We start from the raw sequence: 16,436 nt of genomic DNA on the forward strand, positions 1-16,436 counted from the left end.
GATTCCGTGCTGCCCTTGCGCCACAGGCTCGGCCCTGTGACCGACACCATGACCGACATCAGCGCTCCCCGCCCGCTCAGCTTTCAGGCGATGATCCTGCGGCTCCACCAATATTGGTCGGAGCGCGGCTGTGCGATCCTCCAGCCCTATGACATGGAAATGGGGGCCGGCACCTTCCACCCCGCCACCACGCTGCGCGCGCTGGGGCCGGAGACGTGGAACGCCGCCTATGTCCAGCCGTGCCGCCGCCCGACCGACGGCCGCTATGGCGAGAACCCCAACCGGCTCCAGCATTATTACCAATATCAGGTGATCCTGAAGCCGAGCCCGCCCGATCTGCAGGAACTGTATCTCGGCAGCCTCGCCGCGATCGGCGTCGATACCGGGCTGCACGACATCCGCTTCGTCGAGGACGATTGGGAGAGCCCGACGCTCGGCGCCTGGGGGCTGGGCTGGGAGGTCTGGTGCGACGGGATGGAGGTGACGCAATTCACCTATTTCCAGCAGATGGGCGGGTTCGACATGAAGCCGGTCGCGGGCGAGTTGACCTACGGGCTCGAACGGCTGGCGATGTATATCCAGAACGTCGACAACGTCTACGATCTGGCGTTCAACGATGCCGGCGTGTCGTACGGCGACGTGTTCCTCGACAACGAGCGGCAGATGTCGACGTGGAATTTCGAGGTCGCCGACACCGACGCCTTGTTCGACCTGTTCAGGAAGGCCGCGGCCGAGTGCGAGCGTAGCCTTGAGGCGAAGCTGCCGATCCCCGCCTATGAACAGGCGATCAAGGCCAGCCACACTTTCAACCTGTTGCAGGCGCGCGGCGTGATCTCGGTCGCCGAGCGGCAGGCGTATATCGGCCGCGTCCGCGATCTCGCGAAGGCGGCGTGCGCCGCATATATGGAAAAGAACGGGTGGGCGGCGTGAGCGATTTTCTTCTCGAACTCCGCTCGGAGGAAATCCCGGCGCGGATGCAGGGCAAGGCGCGCGAGGATCTCGCGCGGCTGTTCGCAGCCGAGCTGGCGAAGGCCGGGCTCACCGCCGCCGCGACCGTTACCTATGCGACGCCGCGCCGCCTGGCGCTGATCCTGCGCGACCTGCCCGACGCCACGCAGGCGGTCAGCGAGGAAGTGAAGGGCCCGCGCGCCTCCGCGCCGCCGCAGGCGCTGGAAGGCTTCCTCCGCAAGACCGGACTGACCGCCGGGCAGCTTACCGAGCGTGACGGCGTGCTCTACGCGATCACCGAAAAGCCCGGCCGTGCGACCGCCGAATTGCTCGCCGAGGCGGTCCCGGCGGTAATCCGCGCCTTCCCGTGGCCGAAGTCGATGCGCTGGGGCGCGGCCTCACTGTCGACCGAGAGCCTGCGCTGGGTGCGCCCGCTGCAGGGCATCGTCGCCCTGTTCGGCGAAGAGGTCGTGCCGGTGTCGATCGCCGGGGTCGAGAGCGGCGCGGCAACGCTAGGGCACCGCTTCCACCATCCCGGCGCGATCACGATCGGCTCGGCGGCGGATTATGTCGAGAAGCTGCGCGCCTGCCACGTCATCGTCGACCAGGACGAGCGCGCCGCGCTGATCCGCGACCGCGCCACCGCGCTCGCCGCCGAAGCGGGCTTGGTGCTGGTCGAGGACGAGGGGCTGGTCGCCGAGAACGCCGGGCTGACCGAATGGCCGGTGCCGCTGCTCGGCCGCTTCGACGAGGATTTCCTGTCGGTCCCGCCCGAGGTTATCCAGCTGACCGCGCGGGTGAATCAGAAATATTTCGTGTGCCGCGGTGCTGACGGCAAGCTGGCGAATGCGTTTGTCTGTACCGCTAACATCGACGCGCACGACGGCGGCGCGAAGATCGTCGAGGGCAACCGCAAGGTGCTCGCCGCCCGGCTGAGCGACGCGCGCTTCTTCTACGACACCGATCTGAAGGTGCCGCTGGCGGAGCAGGCGACGAAGCTCGACCGGATCGTCTTCCACGAGAAGCTGGGAACGGTGGCGGATAAGGTCGAGCGCGTCGCCAAGCTGGCGCGCTGGCTGGTGGAAGAGGGTGTCATTAAGCCCTCTCCCCTCAGGGGAGAGGGTGTGGGTGAGGGGCCGGTGTCTCAGCGAGAGCCCGGTCTCGATGAGATACCAACCCCTCACCAGGGTCGGGTGAACGATGCCCCGCATCGTTCAGTCCATGCTGGGAGCATGGACGACCCGACCCTCCCTCTCCCCGCAGGGGAGAGGGAGCAACTCGCCGCTAAAGCCGAACGCGCCGCCCGACTCGCAAAGGCCGATCTCGTCACCGGCATGGTCGGCGAGTTCCCCGAATTGCAGGGCCTGATGGGCGGCTATTACGCCGCCGCGCAGGGCGAGGACGAAGCGGTCGCGAACGCGATCCGCGACCATTACAAGCCCGTCGGGCAGGGCGACGAGGTGCCGACCGATCCGGTGACGGTGGCGGTGGCGCTGGCGGACAAGCTTGACAGCCTCCAGCAGTTCTTCGCGATCGGACAGGCGCCGACCGGTTCGAAGGACCCGTTCGCGCTTCGTCGCTCGGCGCTGGGTGTCATCCGCCTGATGACCGAAAACAACCTGCGCTATCGTGTGCCGGCCGACCTGCTCGACTTCTTCGCCGACCGCCTCAAGGTTCAGCAACGAGAGGCCGGCGTCCGCCACGACCTGATCGACGCGGTCTTCGCACTCGGCGGCGAGGACGATCTCGTCCGTCTGCTCGCCCGCGTCCGCGCGCTCCAGTCGTTCATCGGCACCGACGACGGCGCGAACCTGCTCGCCGGCTACAAGCGCGCCGCCAACATCCTGAAGAAAGAAAACGTCCCCGTCGCCCCTGCGCAGGCAGGGGCCCATGTCTCTCTCGATCAGTCGGTGTCGTCCGAGGGAACCCACAACCCCCTGTCCTACACGCCCGAAAAGGACGAAGCTGCGCTGATCGCCGCGCTCGACGCCGCCGAGCCCGCCGCGGCGCAGGCGATCGCGCGCGAGGATTTCGAGGGCGCGATGGCCGCGCTCGCGACACTCCGCGCGCCAATTGATGCGTTTTTTGATAGCGTTACCGTCAACGACAAGGATGAGGAAAAGCGTAAAACACGTTTAATCCTGCTGGCGCGCATCCGCGCCGCAGTGCACAAGGTCGCCGATTTCTCGAGAATCGAGGGCTGACGACAAACCGCGCCAGCGTCTCAACTTTCGCAACATTCGCGTAGGCAATCGACGCGAGATCAAGGACTTGGCACGATGACCCAGCGTTACGTCTATCGCTTCGGTGGCGGCGTCTCCGACGGGGGCAAGGGCGACAAGAACCTGCTCGGCGGCAAGGGCGCGAACCTCGCCGAGATGGCGTCGATCGACCTGCCGGTGCCGCCCGGCTTCACGATCTCGACCGCAATGTGCGCGCGTTACTATGAGGAAGGCGAGCGCTTCCCCGACTCGCTGAAGGCCGAGGTCGCCGAGGGGATCGCGCATATCGAGCGCGTGACCGGCAAGCGGTTTGGCGACGCCGCCGATCCGCTTTTGGTGTCGGTGCGGTCGGGCGCGCGGGTGTCGATGCCGGGGATGATGGACACCGTCCTCAACCTCGGGCTCAACGACCAGACGGTCGAGGGGCTGGCGACGGCGAGCGGCGACGAACGCTTCGCCTGGGACAGCTATCGCCGCTTCATCCAGATGTATTCGGACGTGGTGCTCGAACTCGACCACGGCGCGTTCGAGGAAGCGCTGGAGATCGCCAAGGAAGACCGCGGCTACACGCTCGATACCGAGCTGTCGGCGGCGGACTGGCGCGAACTGGTCGCCGAATACAAGCGGCTGGTCGAGCAGGAATGGGGCAAGCCGTTCCCGCAGGACGTGCATGACCAGCTGTGGGGCGCGGTCGGCGCGGTGTTCGGCTCGTGGCAGTCGGAGCGCGCCAAGGTCTATCGCCGCCTCAACCATATCCCCGGCGACTGGGGCACCGCGGTCAACGTGCAGGCGATGGTGTTCGGCAACATGGGCGACACCAGCGCGACCGGCGTCGCCTTCACCCGCGATCCCGCCAAGGGCGACCGCGCTTATTACGGCGAATTCCTCATCAATGCGCAGGGCGAGGACGTCGTCGCTGGCATCCGCACCCCGCAATATCTGACCAAAGCGGCGCGCGAGGAAGCCGGCGCCAAGCCGCTGTCGATGGAAGAGGCGCTGCCGGAGGTCTATACCGAGCTGGCGGCGGTCTTCGACAAGCTCGAGACGCACTACCGCGACATGCAGGACATCGAGTTCACGGTCGAGCGCGGCAAATTGTGGATGCTCCAGACCCGCTCGGGCAAGCGCACCGCCAAGGCCGCGCTCAAGATCGCGGTCGAGATGGCGAGCGAGGGACTTATCACGCGCGAGGAAGCGATCGCGCGTGTCGAGCCGCAGGCGCTCGACCAGTTGCTCCACCCTACGCTCGATCCCGAGGCGGCGCGCGACGTGCTGACCAAGGGGCTGCCCGCCTCGCCGGGTGCGGCAAGCGGGCTGGTGGTGTTCGACGCCGACACCGCCGAGCGGATGGCGGCGGACGGCAAGGCGGTGATCCTCGTCCGTACCGAGACCAGCCCCGAGGACATCCACGGGATGCACGCCGCAAAGGGCATTCTCACCGCGCGGGGCGGGATGACCAGCCACGCCGCGGTGGTGGCGCGCGGAATGGGGCGGCCGTGCGTGTCGGGCGCTGGCTCGCTGGCGATCTCCGCCAAGGACAAGGTGTTGCGCGTTGGTGCCCGCGAGGTGCGCGAGGGCGAGACGCTGACGATCGACGGCGCGACCGGCGAGGTGATGGTCGGCGAGGTGGCGACGATCCAGCTCGAGCTGGCCGGCGATTTCGGGACGTTGATGGAATGGGCTGACGGCGTGCGCCGTCTCAAGGTCCGCGCCAATGCCGAGACGCCGCTCGATTGCCGCACCGCGCGCGATTTCGGTGCGGAGGGCGTCGGGCTGTGCCGCACCGAACATATGTTCTTCGACGCGGCGCGGATCACCGCGGTGCGCCAGATGATCCTTGCCGAGGATGAGGCGGGGCGGAGGGCGGCGCTGGAGAAGCTGCTCCCCGAACAGCGCGCCGATTTCACCGCGATCTTCGAGGTGATGGCGGGGCTGCCGGTGACGGTGCGATTGCTCGACCCGCCGCTCCACGAATTCCTGCCGCACGAGGAAAACGAATTCGCCGAGGTCGCGCGTGCGACCGGGCTGTCGGTCGACCAGCTGAAGCGCCGCGCGGCCGAGCTGCACGAATTCAACCCGATGCTCGGGCATCGTGGCTGCCGGCTGGGCGTGACCTATCCCGAAATCTACGAGATGCAGGCGCGCGCGATCTTCGAGGCGGCGATCGACGTTGCCGAGAAATCCGGCGAGGCGCCGATCCCCGAGGTGATGATCCCGCTGGTCGGCACCAAGCGCGAGCTGGAGTTGATGAAGATCGTCGTCGACGCCGCCGCCAAAGCGGTATTCGCCGAGCGCGGGCGGACGCTCGACTATCTGGTCGGTACGATGATCGAGCTGCCGCGCGCGGCGTTGCGCGCGGGCGAGATCGCCGAGGCGGGCGAGTTCTTCTCGTTCGGCACCAACGACCTGACGCAGACGACGCTGGGCGTCAGCCGCGACGATGCCAGCCGCTTTCTCGGCGCCTATGTGGAAAAGGGCATCTACGCGCGCGACCCGTTCGTCAGCCTTGATGTCGAGGGGGTCGGCGAACTGGTCGAGATCGCCGCCGAGCGCGGGCGCAAGACCCGCCCCGGCATCAAGCTGGGTATCTGCGGCGAGCACGGCGGCGATCCGGCATCGATCGCCTTTTGCGAACAGGTCGGGCTCGATTACGTCTCGGCGTCGCCCTACCGCGTACCGATCGCACGATTGGCGGCGGCGCAGGCGGCGCTGAAGGCCCACGCCTGACGTAGCGGCCGGGCGCGCGGCCATACAAAACCTTGATCCCGCGGGAACCATCCGCGGGGGTGGCGCGGTTTCGCCCGACTTGCCCGATCAGGAGTTACGTATGAGCATCGCTTCGGCACTCGGCCTTGGCGGCCGAAAGGTCCGCTACGCTATCGTCGGGCTCGGCGACATTTCGCAGGAAGCGTTGATGCCGGGTGTGTCGCATACCGGCAATTCGACGATGACCGCGCTCGTGTCGGGCGATCCCGAGAAGCTGGACAAGCTGGGTAAACATTACGGCATCAAGCATCTTTATAGCTACGATCAGTTTCCGGCACTGCTGGCATCGGGCGAGATCGATGCGATCTATCTCGCCACCCCCAATTGGCGACACGCGGAATTCGCGGTGCCGGCGCTTGAGGCGGGCATCCATGTGTTGAGCGAAAAGCCGCTCGACGTGTCGTCCGAGAAGGCGCGCGAGATCATGGCGGCTGCCGACAGGGGCAAGGCGAAGCTGATGACCGCCTACCGCCTGCATTTCGAGCCGGCGACGCTCGACGCGATCCGGCGGATACGGGCCGGCGAACTGGGCGAGCTGATCGCCTTCACCGCCTGTTTCACGCAGATGGTCGATCCCGCCAACCATCGCGTGACCAACGGGATCGAGGCGGGGCCGTTGTTCGACATGGCACCCTATCCGATCAACGCGATCCGCTATCTGTTCGGGGCCGAACCGCTCGAGGTGGTGTCGGCGGTCGCGACGCGCCATCCGGACGCGGGGTTCGGTGACCTCGACGACACTTTTGCGGTGACGCTGCGGATGCCGGGGAGCCGCCTCGCGCAATTCACGGTCAGCTATTATGCCAATAACGTCGACATCCTGACGATCGCCGGCACCAAGGGCTCGATCCAGATGGATCCGGCCTTCGGCTTCGGCCAGGGTCTCGCGCATCGTCGTCGTATCGGTGAAAAGGACAGTGCGGAGACGTTCAAGGCCACCGACCAGTTCGGCGGCGAGCTGAAATATTTCTCCGACTGCATCCTAGAGGATCGCCTGCCTGAGCCCGACGGCGAAGAGGGGCTTGCCGACTTGCTGGTGATCGAGGCGATCGTCGCGGCGCTCGAGACGAAGCAGGCGGTGAAGATCGCCTCGGTCGGGCGCACGCGGCGGATCGATCCCGATGTTCAAGAGCAGACGCTGCGGGCGGTGTCGGCGCCCGATCCTGTCAACGCCGCCCCACCGACCGGTGACTGATCGAGTTCTGGCGACGAAAGGATCGGTCATGTCCGACGCGAAGCAGCCGTTGGCGCAGCATACGGCGATCGTCACCGGGGCGAGTTCGGGGATCGGGCTCGCCGTGGCCGACGCGCTGGCGGGCGCGGGGGCGGCGGTCGTGATCAACTACCGGTCCGATCGCGACAGTGCCGAGGCGCTCGCCGCGCGGATCGTCGCGCGCGGCGGGCAGGGGATCTCCGTGCAGGCGGACGTGTCCGACGAGGCGGACGTCGTGCGGTTGTTCGACGCTGCTGCCGAGGCATTCGGGCGCGTCGACGTGCTGGTGTCCAACTCGGGCGTGCAGAAGGATGCGGCGATCGCCGACCTGTCGCTCGCCGACTGGAATGCCGTCATCGACATCAATCTGACCGGCCAGTTTCTTTGCGCGCGCGAAGCGGTGCGTCGCTTCCGTGCGCAGCCCGCGGCAGCGCGCCCGGCGCGCAGCGCGGGAACCATCATTGCGATGAGTTCGGTCCACGAGGTCATCCCATGGGCCGGGCACGTCAATTATGCCGCCGCCAAGGGCGGTATCCGGATGCTGACGCGCTCGCTGGCGCAGGAGGTGGCGGGGGACGCCATCCGCGTCAACGCCATCGCGCCGGGCGCCATCCGCACTCCGATCAACAAGGACGCGTGGGAGAGCGACGCGGCGCTCGAGAAGCTGCTGCGGCTGATCCCGTACGGGCGGATCGGCGAGCCGGAGGACGTCGCGCGCGCCGCGGTCTGGCTGGCATCGGATGCGGCGGATTACGTCACGGGGACGACGTTGTTCGTCGACGGCGGCATGTCGCTCTACCCTGAATTCCGCGACAATGGATAGCCGCGGCGGCACCGTGCCGGCGCTGCGCAGCATCGGCGATCACGGGATCATCGGCGATCTCGAAACCACCGCGCTCGTCGCGCGCGACGGGACGATCGACTATCTGTGCTGGCCCTCGCTCGATAGTCCGACGGTGTTCGCCGATCTGCTCGATGGCGAGGGCGGGGCATTCTCGATCCGGCCGGATCTCGCCGAACCTGAGGTGATGCAGCTCTATATTCCCGACACGAACGTCCTGATGACGCGGTGGATGGCGGAGGATGGCAGCGCCGAACTGGTCGATCTGATGCCGCATCCCGAGGCGCGCGTGCATCCCGATCGCGGCGCGCGCTGCGTGATCCGGCGGGTCACGGTAACGCGCGGGACGATCACGTTCGCCGCGTCGTGCGCGCCGCGCTTCGATTATGCGCGTGAGGTGCCGCAGGTCGCACCGATCGACGGCGGGGTGCGCTTTGCCGGTAAGGATCTGGCGATGCGGTTGCTGGCGTCGGTGCCGCTCGGCTGCGACGACGGGCGCGCGGCGACCGACTTCACCTTGGCCGCGGGGCAGAGCGCCTGGTTCGTCTTGGGCGAAGACACGCTCGTCGCGCCCGACGACGCGCTGATCGAGGCGGAAGTGATATCGACCACCGCGGCGTGGCGGCGCTGGGTGGGGCGCTCGACGTATACCGGACGGTGGCGCGAGGACATGCTGCGGTCGGCACTGGCGCTCAAGTTGCTGACATCGGCGCGGCATGGCTCGATCGCGGCGGCGGCGACCTTTTCGTTGCCCGAGGCGACCGGCGCGGGACGCAATTGGGATTATCGCGCGACGTGGATCAGGGATGCGTCCTTCACCGTCTACGCGTTCATGCGGCTGGGTTTCATCGAGGAAGCCGAGCATTTTCGCCGCTGGGCCGGTGCGCGCGTGATGGCGGCAGGACCCGACGACCCCATCCGTATCATGTATGCGCTCGACGGTAGCGAGGCGGCTGACGAGCAGGAACTGCCGCATCTGGCGGGCTATGCCGGCAGCAGACCGGTGCGGATCGGCAACGCAGCGCACGCGCAAAGCCAGCTCGATATCTTCGGCGAATTGCTGGACAGCGTTTACCTGTCGAACAAATACGGCGCGGCGATCAGCCACGATGGCTGGCTGCACCTCTGCAATGTCGTCGATTACGTCATCGCGCATTGGGAAGCGCCCGACGCCGGCATCTGGGAGATGCGCGGCGAGCCCCGCCATTTCCTGCATTCACGGGTAATGTGCTGGGTGGCGCTCGATCGCGCGATCCGGCTGGCCAAGAAGCGCTCGTTGCCTGCGCCTTTGGTCGCCTGGGCGGAAAGCCGCGATGCGATCGTCGCGGATGTCTGGGCGAACTTCCGCCATCCCGAACACGGTTATTTCGTCCAGTCGCGTGGCGGCACCGAGCTGGACGCGGCGTTGCTGATGATGCCGCTGGTGCGGTTCGTGTCGTCGACCGATCCAGTGTGGCTGAAGACGCTCGACGCGATCGGCACGCACTTGCGCGACGATGGGCTGATCTACCGCTATTGCAACGCCGACGGGCTGGAAGGAGGGGAGGGGGCGTTCACCACCTGCACCTTCTGGTACGCCGAATGCCTTGCGCGCGCCGGCCGCACCGACGAGGCGCAATTGGTGCTCGCCAAGGGAATGGCCTATGCCAATCCGCTCGGGCTGTTTTCGGAAGAGCTGGATCGACGTGGCCAGCCGCTCGGCAACTTCCCGCAGGCGCTGACGCATCTCGCCTTCATCAGCGCGGCCTATTTCACCGACCGATGCCTCGATCCGCGCTATCGACCGAACTGGCAGCCGTGACCGCCTGACACGAACGGCGCTACGATCCCACCTTTCGCCCGCGAGCGTTGGGTTCGCCTTCGATGCGTAGCGGCGCCAGCAACGTCGCCAGCAGCTCGACATGCGGTGCCGAGCGTAGGAAGCGAGCGATCGTCGTCACGCCACCGACGGCATTCGGCTGTTGAAGGCAGGCCATGCCGTCCGCCCGTCTGCCGGTGCCGAGCAGCGCCAGAGCCCGCGCCGCCACGATCGGGCCGTGCCCTGGTAGATGCTGCTCGGCTTCGAGGAGGGGCACGACTGCATCGTCATACCTGCCGGACAGCAGCAGACAGAGCCCCATGCCGGTCAGCGCGAGTGGCCTGACCCCCGAACGCGGATGGAGGCCGAGCGCCGCTTCGAAGCGTAGCAGGCCGCGGGCCGTCCGTCCGGCTGCGAGGTCAACCCAGCCGCCCCAGAACAACGTGGTCGCCGAGCGTGGCTGAATCTTCAACGCTCGCTCGATATGATGATCGGCGAGCGCAACGTCGCCCGACAGCGCCAGGATCGTACCGGCGGCATAGCCGAGCACGACAGGGTCATTCCCGCCGTGGCGCATCGCATGCTCGTGGAGCGCGAGCGCACGCGCCCGTGCGGTGGCCGCATCGTCGGCCCACGAAATCGCGTGGCAGAAGGCCGCGAGCGACGATGCCCATGCATTGTCCGGCTCGACGTCGAGTACCTGCTCGGCCAGTCTTGCTGCCTGCACGATGGAGTCGCGATCGAAGCTTCGCAGGAGCGCGCTGGCACGCCAATAAAGGCGACAGGCGTCGTCAGGCGCGAGGGGGCCATGCACGGCCTTTTGCCGCTCCGCCTGCTCGATCGACGCATCGACAAGCAGCGACACCGCCTCGCCGATGCGGTCCTGAAAGGCGAAGAGTTCGGCCAGATTGCCGTCGAACCGCTCGGCCCAGACTTGCTCTCCCGCCACGCCATCGATCAGCCTGACGTTCACGCGCACGTCGCCCCCGCACCGTTGAATGCCACCTTCGAGGAGATAGCGCACCTTCAACTCGCGACAGAGTTGTGCGCGGTCGGCACATTTTGCAGGGGGTGGCAGCCCGCCCCTTACGACCGACAGCGTCGAAAAGCGTGACAGCGCGACGCCGATTTCGTCGGTAATGCCTTCGCCGACCGCGTCGGCCAGAATGTCGCACGCGGAGGAAAGGCGAAGCACCGCAACCGACGGCCGCACGTGCATCGCGACCGGGGCGTCGTCGCAGGAAGGGGCCGCCGATCCGCTGTCCTTCGCGACACCGGGCGTCTGGCGAGCGCGAGCCTCCCGCGACGCGCGACCGACGACCTCCGTGATCCACAACCGCTGCTCGCGGAGCCAGTCTTCGAAAGGTTCCTCGCCGGGCAAGTCGATGCCTTCGAGCAATTCGTCGGGCACGGCGCTTGTCGCGCCCCCGGTCGCTGCCAACTCCCGTTCAAGCTCGCGAACGTCGACGATCAGGTCGACCAGATTGAGCCGCACGCGCGAATGGCAGGTTTCCAGCAGGTGACCGGCGTCGGCGGCGACGAGCTGCGTCCGAAGATTCGCCAGTTCGCGCCGAAGGCTGGCGCGGCCTTGTTGGACCGGACGGTTCGACCAGAGATGGTTCTGGAGCCACGCGCGATCCCGCTCACCGGCCCGTGCCATTGCGACGAGCGAGAGCAGGGCCACGGACTTGCGGCTCGGGATCGCCACGCGCGCGCCGGATGGCGCGAACAGCGCGAATGGCCCGAGCAACCTGAGTCGAAAAACTCCCCCCACCTGTCAGAGCCCCCCTCTGCGGTTTGCACAAGGCTAGCAGCTACTTTGCTGAACGCCATCGCTTTTTCACGCCTGGCGGACTCCGCATTCACGCGTTGCGGTTGAGTCTGGTGCATGTCCTCCACCCGGGCGACGGAGGGGGAAGTCGGATGCTGGGGGCGGAAAGCAAGCGACCTGTACGGGCCGGACGACGACGCCGGCCGCTGATGGCAGTGGCTCTGTCTGTCGCTCTGGCGGGCTGCGCGGGAAACGCGATCGTGCTCGACCGCGGGCAGGACGTGTCCGTCGCCGGGGCGGCGGCAGCACGGGATGTGCGCGCCTATCTGGACCGGGTCCAGCAGCAAAACCTTGCCACGAACGTCGCGCTCGTCGCCAGCGATCCGGGCTGCGAATGGGGCGACAAGATCCGCATCGCCGTGCGGGATCGCTTCGTGACCGGCGAAATGGTCCGGTCGATGTGTCTGGCGCGCGGAGCGCCCGTACCGCCGGGCTACAGCGCGTTCGATCTCCCCATCGCGCCGATCAGCAAGCGGACGCTCGAGCCGACATTGGCGCTGGTGGTGGCAATGTCGGAATATCTGGAAATTCTCGACACCATCCTGCAGGTCAAGACGCCCGACGTCGCGAAGGACGTCGCGGAGCTGAAAGGGCACATCGCAGACGCGAGAACCACGGCGCAGGCGGTGGGGGTGCAGCTGCCCGAGCTGAAGAGCCTGTCGGACGCACAGGTAAAGGCCGCCACCGACCTGCTGCAACTCGCGACCGATCTTTCCGTCGAGCAAGCCAAGGCGCGACGGCTTCGACGGCTCGAGGCCGACAATGCGGGTCGACTCGACACCGTCGTCGCCTCGCTCAAGGCCCAGATCATGGAATGGCAAACGGTCTGGGCGAAACCCGACCTGCAGCACGCCGCGCAGGCTTATGCGATCGCCGAACGCGCTCCGTGGCGGCCGCAGGATTTCGAGAGCAGGCGCGTGCTCATCGTCGGTCTTGTCGAAGCGCGGCGTGCCGCCGACTCGGCCGACGCGCTGGGGGCAGCGCTGACCGGGTCGCTGGACCGGGTGCTCGATGCGCAGCGCGACCTGCGCCGGGTTCTCGCCGGCAAATTCAATGAAAAGGAGAAGCGCGAGCGCGCCGCGCTCGTTCGCAAGCGGCTCTGGCGGGCATTCACTGCCGTCGGCGCGATCGTCTCGGCATTCTGAGGGGAGGAGAGCATGGCAAGCGTTGCTCAGGTGGTGGCTGCGGCCGGGACGGTGTCGGACGCCATGTACGCCATGTCCGGGCGGGCCTTGGATTTCGACCGGCGGCAGATCGTCCTTACGCATCATCTGCGGCTCGTCACCGTCATGCGCGACTTCTCGGCGTCGCCGGCGCATGGTGGCGACTCGCCCACCTATGATCCTTTGGTGACCCTGTGCCGCGACGCCACGACGGTGGTGGGCGCGGCCGATCCGCAAGACGATCGGTCGCTCAACGCCGCCTTGACGGCATGTGACAAGGCGGCCGCGGCGATCGACGTGGCGACCAGCCGGACCGTCGCGAACGCCGCCGGGGAGCCGCGTGGCAAATGGGCGCTGCGTGGAGCGCTGCGGGTCGGCCCTGAAGGGCGCGGCGGGATGGCGGCGCAGGGCGCGCCCGGCGAAGCGGGCGGACGCGAGCAGATGCTGGCGCAATTGGCCAAGCTCTTTCCGGCCGAGGCGCTCTCGGTCTACCCGGCCGGCGCTGCCTTCCTTCGGATGGTGGACGTCCCGCGCTGGTGGTTCGCGCTGGTGGTGGCCGTTGCGGTCGCATGGGTGCGGTGGATCGCGACCCAGCCGGTCGCTGGCGGCCGGCCGCAATATGCGGCCGTGATCGCCGCAGTCGTTTCGTTCCTGATCTGGGTCGTGATGCTCGGTGACTGGATCCTTCCCGGCAACGAGCCGACGCAGGCCGCCCGGGCGGTGGCAGCCGCGCTCGCACTCGTCTGGGCGTGGATCGCGCCGCAGGTCGTCGCACGCGTCGATGGTGTCGACAAGCAGGGGGCATAGACATGCAGGGCAAGTTGTTGACGATCTTCCTGGCGCTCGGGTTGGCGGGCTGTGCGACGGATCGTCCGCTCGCGATCAGGTGCGGCTCGTTCGACCGGTTTCGCATACCGGTCGGCGAGACGCCGGGGTCGGGCGGTGATATCGGTGCCGCGACCGTCGGTTCGCCGCTCGTCGAGGTCTTCGCGCAATCCTTCCCGCAGACCGCGGCCGCCGGAAGCGAGGGTTCGTCCAGCTTTCTGGTGCTTTCCGGAGGCGGGCAGTGGGGAGCATTCGGTGCCGGCTTTCTGAAGGGTTGGTCCGAGCGGGGCACGGGTGCTTCGACGAGACCCGAGCGCTTCGACGTGGTGACTGGCGTCAGTACCGGGGCGCTTCAGGCGACCTTCGCCTTCCTCGGTCGCGGGCAGGATCAGGCCCTGCTCGACGCCTATTCGATCACGAACGAGCGTCAGCTGGTGCGACGGCATGGAAACCTGTTCTTCCTCAACCATGCGTCGATGGCCGACATCGGCCCGCTCGAAGGATACCTGCGCACACGACTGCGCCCGCTGCTCGATCAGGTCGCGGCCCCGGAGAATGCCGGGCGGCGGCTGCTGGTCGGTGCGGTCGATGGGCTCGACGGCAGGATGTACGCGTTCGATCTGACGCGCATGGCGCGCGAGTTGACCGGTCCGGAGCGCGAGGATTGCTACGTCGGCGCGCTGCTTTCCTCCGCTGCCGTTCCGATCGTCTTCAGGCAAGTTCAGGTTTCGGGTAAGCCGTATCTGGATGGCGGAGTCCGGCAGTCGGTGTTCGTGACCGAGATCCAGGAGGCCGCCGGCCGCGCGCTCGATGCCGGCGCGCGCAAGGGAACCATCTACGTGCTGATGAACGGCGACGTGACGCCGACGCGTGTGGCCGCGCTTCCGCCCAAGCTGCTCCCGACGGTCAATCGCCTCAGAAGCATCGTCTTCAACCAGGTCGAGCTTTCTTCGGTCTTCGCGGTTGCGAGCCGCTTCCCCGGGATGACCACCAAGGTCGCGACCGCCGCGGGGCATGATTGCGAGGCGCCGCAGGACGAAGAGAGCGAGGTGTTCAGCCCCACGGTGATGGCGTGCCTGCGCCGCTACGGACAGGCGCGGTGGCAAAACGGCGATCCGTGGGGCGTCTATCACACCCCGGCACACAGCGAGGAGCATTGACATGTCGAGACGACCCGGCACGCGCGCCCAGCCGATCAAGGTTGGCGGCTATGATCTCACGCCCGGTATGCTCATTACCTTCGAGCCCGAGTCGGTCGGCGATGCGGTCGCCGCGATCACCAACAGCGCCGGGGTGAAGGATGTCGCCTATGCGGCGGACTTCAGCACCGCCGTCGACGTGGAGCGGCTTCGCGGTGCCGGCATGACCGTCTTCGCCAATCTGGGAGTCGCCATCGCCGAACTCGATCCGGATCAGGAGGTCGGCGTGGCCAGCCTTCCGGCGTCCCCCGCGCCGGTGCGCGCGGTCGAGCCGGAACCGATCTTCTTCGCCTTCGCCGACGATCTTCCGAACGACTTCGGGGCGTATCTGCGCGGCTACAAGGATGCCGTCGACCATCTTTACAGCCGGGCCTTCGAAGGGAGAGGCGCCACGCCCGGGTTGATCGCCGGCAGCGGCGTCGGGGGCTATGCGGACAGTCAGCAGACGACATGGGGGTTGCAGGCGACGAAGGTGGACACCTCGCTGCTATCAGGCCGCGGCGTCAGGGTCGCGATCCTGGACACGGGGCTCGACCTCGATCACCCCGACTTTCGCGGACGGGCCGTGACGCACGCCTCCTTCATCCCCGGGCAGGACGTGCAGGACGACAACGGACACGGTACCCATTGCGCCGGCACCGCGTGCGGTCCGAAGACGCCGATCCGCGGGCCACGCTATGGCATCGCGCACGAGGCCGAGATCTTCGTGGGCAAGGTGCTCACCAACCAGGGCTCCGCTCTCGGGCGGTCGACGCTGGCCGGGATCGAATGGGCGGTCCGCAACGGCTGCCACATCATCTCGATGTCGCTCGGCGGGCTGGTGCTGCCGGGGCAGAGCTATTCGGCGGCGTTCGAGAACACCGCGCGGGCTGCGCTTCAGCAAGGGTCGCTCATCATCGCGGCAGCAGGGAACGACAGTCGCCGTAGCCAGGGCGTCATCAAGCCGGTCAGCAATCCCGCCAATTGCCCGTCGATCATGGCGGTGGCGGCGGTCGACCGTAACCTGCGGGTCGCGGATTTCTCGAACGCCGCGATCAATCCCGACGCCGCGGTCGATATCGCCGGACCCGGCGTGGAAATCTACTCCTCGGCCCCGGAGCCGACGGCACCGATCCAGCCTCCCCATTTCCGGCAATGGGCCGCGCAATACGACACGATCAGCGGCACCAGCATGGCGACGCCGCATGTCGCCGGGATCGCCGCGCTGCTGAAGGAGGCCAACCCGACGATGTCGGCCGGGGACCTCTGGCGCCTGCTCGTGTCGCGCGCGAGCCCGCTGTCCTTCCCCGCCAGCGATACGGGCGCGGGGCTGGCGCAAGTCTGATCGCCCCTAGGCGAAACGAGCGGGAGACACTATATTCGCTAAGGTTATCGACTGCATGGTGCGCGAAATGGTCAACCGAGCCGAAGAGAAGCAGCGGGTGCTCGTCACTGTCGAGCAGCAAAGCGTCGAGGGCTCTCTGCATCAGATCGCGTCCAGGCTCGCCGAATGCGGTCTTGACGACGTGGAGACCTTCCAACTCGGCGGCGTGATCGCCGGCGAGGCTCGGACATCCGACCTCGCCACGATGCGCCGCGTTCCGGGCGTGGCGTCGATCGAGACGGACCAGCCCTTCAGGGCTCTGTAAGA

General features: G+C 67.3%; 12 protein-coding genes. 11 read left to right on the forward strand and 1 reads right to left on the reverse strand.

Annotation, left to right across the window (positions count from 1 at the left end):
• Positions 1 to 48: 48 nt before the first annotated feature.
• The 6 genes from PGN12_09365 to PGN12_09390 all read left to right on the forward strand — a co-directional run bounded on the left by PGN12_09365 (position 49) and on the right by PGN12_09390 (position 9,791).
• Positions 49 to 930, forward strand: coding sequence for a glycine--tRNA ligase subunit alpha (locus tag PGN12_09365; GenBank protein ID MEH3104099.1), 882 nt, complete (start codon positions 49 to 51; stop codon positions 928 to 930).
• Positions 927 to 3,152, forward strand: coding sequence for a glycine--tRNA ligase subunit beta (glyS, locus tag PGN12_09370; protein ID MEH3104100.1), 2,226 nt, complete (start codon positions 927 to 929; stop codon positions 3,150 to 3,152). The genes PGN12_09365 and glyS overlap by 4 nt, the downstream gene beginning before the upstream one ends.
• Before the next feature lie 75 nt (positions 3,153 to 3,227).
• Complete coding sequence (gene ppdK / locus PGN12_09375) at positions 3,228 to 5,897, forward strand: pyruvate, phosphate dikinase (protein MEH3104101.1); 2,670 nt, start codon at positions 3,228 to 3,230, stop codon at positions 5,895 to 5,897.
• 100 nt (positions 5,898 to 5,997) lie between these two features.
• Positions 5,998 to 7,131: a Gfo/Idh/MocA family oxidoreductase gene (locus PGN12_09380; protein ID MEH3104102.1), complete on the forward strand. Its 1,134-nt coding sequence runs from the start codon at positions 5,998 to 6,000 to the stop codon at positions 7,129 to 7,131.
• Positions 7,132 to 7,159: 28 nt separating this feature from the next.
• Positions 7,160 to 7,972, forward strand: coding sequence for a glucose 1-dehydrogenase (locus tag PGN12_09385; GenBank protein ID MEH3104103.1), 813 nt, complete (start codon positions 7,160 to 7,162; stop codon positions 7,970 to 7,972).
• A complete protein-coding gene (locus PGN12_09390; GenBank protein MEH3104104.1) occupies positions 7,965 to 9,791 on the forward strand; it encodes a glycoside hydrolase family 15 protein in 1,827 nt (608 codons plus the stop codon). Before PGN12_09385 ends, PGN12_09390 begins: the two co-directional genes overlap by 8 nt.
• A gap of 19 nt (positions 9,792 to 9,810) precedes the next feature.
• Here the strand turns inward: PGN12_09390 and PGN12_09395 are convergent, their stop codons facing one another.
• Positions 9,811 to 11,538, reverse strand: coding sequence for a hypothetical protein (locus PGN12_09395; protein ID MEH3104105.1), 1,728 nt, complete (start codon positions 11,536 to 11,538; stop codon positions 9,811 to 9,813).
• Positions 11,539 to 11,768: 230 nt separating this feature from the next.
• Here PGN12_09395 and PGN12_09400 point away from each other — a divergent pair, with 230 nt between their 5' ends.
• From PGN12_09400 to PGN12_09420, 5 genes are read left to right on the forward strand one after another with little or no spacing between them, the layout of a single operon-like run.
• Positions 11,769 to 12,764 carry a hypothetical protein gene (locus PGN12_09400; protein MEH3104106.1) on the forward strand — a complete coding sequence of 332 codons (996 nt, stop codon included), beginning with the start codon at positions 11,769 to 11,771 and terminating at the stop codon, positions 12,762 to 12,764.
• Between the two features lie 12 nt (positions 12,765 to 12,776).
• Positions 12,777 to 13,589, forward strand: coding sequence for a hypothetical protein (locus PGN12_09405; GenBank protein ID MEH3104107.1), 813 nt, complete (start codon positions 12,777 to 12,779; stop codon positions 13,587 to 13,589).
• A 2-nt stretch (positions 13,590 to 13,591) separates the two neighbouring features.
• A complete protein-coding gene (locus tag PGN12_09410) occupies positions 13,592 to 14,767 on the forward strand; it encodes a patatin-like phospholipase family protein (protein ID MEH3104108.1) in 1,176 nt (391 codons plus the stop codon).
• A gap of 1 nt (position 14,768) precedes the next feature.
• On the forward strand, positions 14,769 to 16,130 hold the full coding sequence (locus tag PGN12_09415; protein MEH3104109.1) for a S8 family serine peptidase: 1,362 nt from the start codon (positions 14,769 to 14,771) through the stop codon (positions 16,128 to 16,130).
• 55 nt (positions 16,131 to 16,185) lie between these two features.
• On the forward strand, positions 16,186 to 16,434 hold the full coding sequence (locus PGN12_09420) for a hypothetical protein (GenBank protein ID MEH3104110.1): 249 nt from the start codon (positions 16,186 to 16,188) through the stop codon (positions 16,432 to 16,434).
• Positions 16,435 to 16,436 lie beyond the last annotated feature (2 nt).

Origin of the sequence: Sphingomonas phyllosphaerae (genome assembly GCA_036946405.1) — a bacterium.
Taxonomy (GTDB): domain Bacteria; phylum Pseudomonadota; class Alphaproteobacteria; order Sphingomonadales; family Sphingomonadaceae; genus Sphingomonas; species Sphingomonas phyllosphaerae_D.

What these genes read in the sequence shown, in the direction of transcription:
- PGN12_09365 (MEH3104099.1), top strand. Translation starts at nt 49, where the DNA reads ATGACCGACATCAGCGCTCCCCGCCCGCTCAGCTTTCAGGCGATGATC.
- ppdK (MEH3104101.1), top strand. Translation starts at nt 3,228, where the DNA reads ATGACCCAGCGTTACGTCTATCGCTTCGGTGGCGGCGTCTCCGACGGG.
- PGN12_09380 (MEH3104102.1), top strand. Translation starts at nt 5,998, where the DNA reads ATGAGCATCGCTTCGGCACTCGGCCTTGGCGGCCGAAAGGTCCGCTAC.
- PGN12_09385 (MEH3104103.1), top strand. Translation starts at nt 7,160, where the DNA reads ATGTCCGACGCGAAGCAGCCGTTGGCGCAGCATACGGCGATCGTCACC.
- PGN12_09390 (MEH3104104.1), top strand. Translation starts at nt 7,965, where the DNA reads ATGGATAGCCGCGGCGGCACCGTGCCGGCGCTGCGCAGCATCGGCGAT.
- PGN12_09400 (MEH3104106.1), top strand. Translation starts at nt 11,769, where the DNA reads ATGGCAGTGGCTCTGTCTGTCGCTCTGGCGGGCTGCGCGGGAAACGCG.
- PGN12_09405 (MEH3104107.1), top strand. Translation starts at nt 12,777, where the DNA reads ATGGCAAGCGTTGCTCAGGTGGTGGCTGCGGCCGGGACGGTGTCGGAC.
- PGN12_09410 (MEH3104108.1), top strand. Translation starts at nt 13,592, where the DNA reads ATGCAGGGCAAGTTGTTGACGATCTTCCTGGCGCTCGGGTTGGCGGGC.
- PGN12_09415 (MEH3104109.1), top strand. Translation starts at nt 14,769, where the DNA reads ATGTCGAGACGACCCGGCACGCGCGCCCAGCCGATCAAGGTTGGCGGC.
- PGN12_09420 (MEH3104110.1), top strand. Translation starts at nt 16,186, where the DNA reads ATGGTGCGCGAAATGGTCAACCGAGCCGAAGAGAAGCAGCGGGTGCTC.